Origin of the sequence: Bartonella vinsonii subsp. berkhoffii ATCC 51672 (assembly GCF_902825225.1) — a bacterium.
Classification (GTDB): Bacteria; Pseudomonadota; Alphaproteobacteria; order Rhizobiales; family Rhizobiaceae; genus Bartonella; species Bartonella berkhoffii.
The window spans coordinates 1-4,956 of record NZ_CADEAK010000027.1; the positions used below are offsets into that span (position 1 = coordinate 1).

At 40.0% G+C, this 4,956-nt stretch carries 1 protein-coding gene; it reads left to right on the forward strand.

Features of this window, described 5'->3' with window-relative positions; translation table 11 throughout:
• Positions 1-77: 77 nt before the first annotated feature.
• A partial coding sequence (locus J7R10_RS07565) for a hypothetical protein (protein ID WP_246787414.1) occupies positions 78-4,956 on the forward strand: 4,879 nt, incomplete at its 3' end.

A 4,956-nucleotide genomic window follows, 5' to 3' on the forward strand; every position in this document is an offset into this window, starting at 1 on the left:
ATGCCATACAAACAACAATGAGGAATTTAAAGAATTCTCGTTTTTCTTTCGTTAAAGTGATGCTGTTGTTGGCTATAATGATTGCATTCTTATCGAATGTTTTTTCTGTAAATGCTGGAGATGTGCAGCCCAAGAATGTTAAGGCAAATGAGAAAGCCAAATCTTCTAGAATTTCTTCGTCTGTACCTGTGAATGAGCAAGTAACGGCATCTGATCCAATGAATGCTGGTGTGATGAATGTGGATGTGACAGCGAGCGCTGAAGGTTTACAGGCGAATGACGTTGGTGCAGAAGTTTCATTTATGGAGGGACAGGGCGCTCCTGTAACTGAGCGAGCACTCGTATCTTATAACGATCCAACCTCATTGAGGGCTCGTTTGGCAGCAAATACTGGAAGCCAACAGTTTGTACAGAGTGATGAGAAACCAAGTATTATTAATGTATCTGATCTCTTACAGAGTACTTTAAATAATGGCATGCAACGTGCAGTGGATAAGGGCGTAGTGGGTACGAATGTTGTATTTGGTAATGATCTGAAATTCGCCCCAAAAGTGCATAATGAGACTGATAATGTTGTTATTGGTACCAATATATCAATGTTAGATGTAGACTCGGTTGCTGTTGGGTTTGGTGTGCAGGTGGATCAATCGCAAGCTGTTGCAGTAGGTCATTTGGCGCACGCTGTAGGCAAAAAAAGTATCGCAATAGGTGGCGAAGGTAGAGTGGACAATAATCCGATTCCCCCTGAGGGCCGTACAGTGTCAGGAGGCGATTACTCGATTGCTGTTGGACATCGTGCTAAGACATCGAAGGCAGATGGCATTGCTATAGGACACATGGCTCACACTACAGGTATAAGCAGTGTCGCAATAGGTGGTGATTATAATAAGAAGAGTGAGCATGGAGATGATGATTATACAACAGCAGGGGCTGATTATACAACAGCTGTTGGTGCTGTTTCTAAAGCTCTAGGGTATGGCTCGACTGTTCTTGGTCACCGTGCATATGCATCTGCTGAAAAAGCTATTTCTATAGGCTTGTATTCAAAAGCAAGTGAGGCTGGAAGTATCGCTTTAGGTACCGATTCTAACGTGACGGTTAAAGATGGTATTGCACTAGGGAGGGATTCTGTAGCGAGCAGGGATGCTGGTATTTTGGGGTATGCTCCTAGTCTGAAGGGGACTACAACAAACACTAAAGCGCAATGGAAAAGTACGCATGGTGTAGTGAGCGTTGGTGATTATGATAAGAATATAACGCGCCAAATTACAGGTGTAGCAGCGGGCTCTGAGCTTTCCGATGCAGTAAATGTTGGACAGTTAAAAGACTTAGAAGATGTTGTAAGAAAAAACGGTTGGAAATTATCTGTTGATAATGCAAATGGTACAACTGTACCTATGAATAGTGGTGTAGATTTTTCTGCTGAAAGTAAAAATCTTAAGATTACAAAGGGCGATAAAGACAATAAAGTAAAATTCGATTTAGCCAAGGACGTTACACTGAGTAGTGCAAAAATGGGGGGTGGTACCACCTTAGATGCAACAGGTTTAGTGATTGTCAATGGTCCTAAAATAACCACGACTGGTATTTCTGCTGGAAATAAAGAGATAAAAGACATTAAAAATGGGGACCTCTCTGCAACTTCAAATCAAGCAGTGAATGGTTCCCAGCTTTTTGAAACCAATAAGAATGTTACTACTGTTAGCAATGATTTAAAAACAGTTGCTCAGCATGTGGCACAATATTTTGGTGGCGGGGCTGGATATACGAATGGAAAGTGGAGCGATCCTAATTTCAAAGTCAATACGTTCAAGAGTGATGGCAGTACAGTTGAGTCAACTTACCATACTGTTGCTGAGGCTTTAGCTGATGTTGGCAGCTCTTTTACGAATATTAAGAATAAGATTAACGCTGAAAGAAGTAATGAGCTTGTTAAGTGGGACGAAGATACGAAATCTATTAATATTGGTAAAGAAAAGGGTGATGCTAAAATTAGCATTGCTGATAAGGGCAGTCAGAGTCGCATACTTTCTGGCTTGAAGGAGGCAGAAAAGGGTGATGAAGCAGTTAATAAAGCACAGCTTGATCAGAACGTACATAAGCTTTCTAACGATATTAATAACGTGCGTTCTGTAGCAGTTTTCTACGACACAGAAGAAGTTAGTGCATTTACCAGATCAGTCCGTAAAGAAGTTAAGAAGAACAGTGTGACTTTTGGAAATCCGAAAGAAGGCACTGTTGGATTGCATAATGTTGGCAATGGTAATATTGCCAAGGATTCACATGATGCGGTCAATGGTTCGCAGCTTTATTCTATGGGTGATACAGTTGCTACGTATTTTGGTGGTAGCGCATCCTTTAAAGATGGCTCTTTGATAGCACCGACTTATAAGATCTCTAATGTTACTGAAGATGGTAAGGCAACAGAAAAGTCATATAACGATGTTGGGAATGCGTTTGTAGGTCTTGATACAAGTGTAAAGAATGTGAATACTCATCTAACGAATGAAGTTAAGAAGTTTGAAGAGAAAATCACAAATATTACACAAGAAGTTCAAGGTGATGCTTTGTTGTGGAGTAAGGATGCTCATGCCTTTGTAGCAACGCATGGGGAAAAAGATAGCAAAACCAATAGCAAGATTACGTCTCTTTTAGATGGAGCGATTAATGATAGTTCCACGGATGCTGTGACGGGTAAACAGCTTCATACACTAGGAACCGGAGTTGCCAAGTCTTTAGGCGGTAATGCTAAATATGAAAATGGTACGTGGAGTGATCCTACATTCAAGGTTAAGTCCTTCGCATTTGATGGTAGCTTTTCTGATTCAACCTATAATGATGTAGCATCTGCCTTTGAAGGCGTTGGTACTTCTTTCGAGAAGGTTAAAGATTCTATCACGAATGTTAAGAATGAAATTACCCAAGAGATTAAAAATGAAATTACCACTGTTCAAGGTGATGCTTTGTTGTGGGACAATGCTAAAAGCGCGTTTGTAGCGACGCATGGCAAAGAAGGAAGCAAAACCAATAGCAAGCTTACATCTCTTTTAGATGGAACGATTAATGATAGCTCCACGGATGCAGTGACAGGGAAACAACTTCATAGTCTAGGTGATAAAGTTGCGAAGTCTCTTGGTGGTGGTGCTAACTATGAGAATGGCACTTGGATCTCTCCAAAATTTACAGTTAAGACTGTCAAAGATGATGGTGAGACAATTGAAGAGAGGAAGTATGATACTGTTGCTGAAGCTTTGGCTGGTGTAGGTACATCTTTCACGAATATTAAAAACGATATTACTAATGTTGTAAGTGATAGCCTTGTTAAGTGGGATGAAGATACGAAGTCTATTAATATTGGTAAAGAAAAAGATGATGCTAAAATTAGCATTGCTGATAAGAATAGTAAGAGTCGCACCCTTTCCGGATTGAAGGCGGCAGAAAAGGGTGATGAAGCAGTTAATAAAGCACAGCTTGATGAAAACGTGAACACACTTACTAATGAAATTAAAGACGTGCGTTCTGTAGCGGTTTTCTATGATACAGAAGAAAATTCAGAAGACTCAGACGTAAGCACATTTATGAGATCAGCGCGTAAAGCTAAACGGAACAGTGTGACTTTTGGAAATCCGAAGGAAGGCACTGTTGGATTGCATAATGTTGGTGATGGTAATATTGCCAAGGATTCACATGATGCGGTCAATGGTTCGCAGCTTTATTCTATGGGTGATACAGTTGCTACGTATTTTGGTGGTAGCGCATCCTTTAAAGATGGCTCTTTGACAGCACCGACTTATAAGATCTCTAATGTTACTGACGATGGTAAGGCAACAGAAAAGTCATATAACGATGTTGGTAGTGCATTTGCAGGTCTTGATACAAGTGTGAAGAATGTGAATACTCATCTAACGCAAGAGGTTAAGAAGTTTGAAGAAAAAATCACGAATATTACGCAAGCTGTTCAGGGCGATGCTTTGTTGTGGAGCAAATCTGATAATGCCTTTGTAGCGACGCATGGAGAAAATAAAGGAAATAGCAAAATTACGTCTTTACAGGCTGGGCAGATTGCGGAAGCATCAAGTGATGCTATAAATGGTTCTCAGCTTTATTCTGTGGGCGACACGGTTGCAAAATATTTTGGTGGTGGTGCTGGATATAAGAATGGAGAATGGACAGCTCCTCAATTCACGGTTAAGAAATTTAGTGCAGAAGGTGAGGCAACTGAAGAAAACTATAATAATGTTGCGGATGCTTTTGCTGAAATAAGCAGTTCTGTTACGAAAATTCATAATGAATTTAAAGATGAGATTAACACTGTTGTTAGCGATAATCTTGTGAAACAAGATAAAGATCGGGCACCTATCACCATAGGTAAGGAAACGGACGGTGTAGAAATCAATATTCAAAATAAGAATAAAGAAGATCGGGTTCTTTCCGGTGTAAAAGAAGCCTCAAAGGATAATGAAGCGGTTAATAAAGCACAGCTTGAAAAGAGTTTAAAAGAATTGTCTAAAAATATTCAGTCAGAAGATTCTGCTGTTATCCTTTATGATAAAGGCACAGATGGTAAAACTGATTATAGTAATGTGACTTTTGGAAAAGGAAAAGATTCCACACCTGTTGGACTTCATAATGTAGCTGATGGTAAGATTGCCAAGGATTCACGTGACGCAATCACAGGTGGTCAGGTTAACAAAATTGGTGAGGATGTAGCTAAGTTTTTAGGTGGTGAAGCTGCGTTTAATAGTGGTACTTTCACAGGTCCAACCTATAAATTATCTAAGCTTTCTGAAGATGGTGCTGCAGAAGAAACTAGCTATGATAATGTTGGGAGTGCGTTTGCAGGTCTTGATACAAGTGTGAAGAATGTGAATACGCATTTGACGAATGAAGTTAAGAAGTTTGAAGAGAAAATCACGAATATTACACAAGAAGTTCAAGGTGATGCCTTGTTGTGGG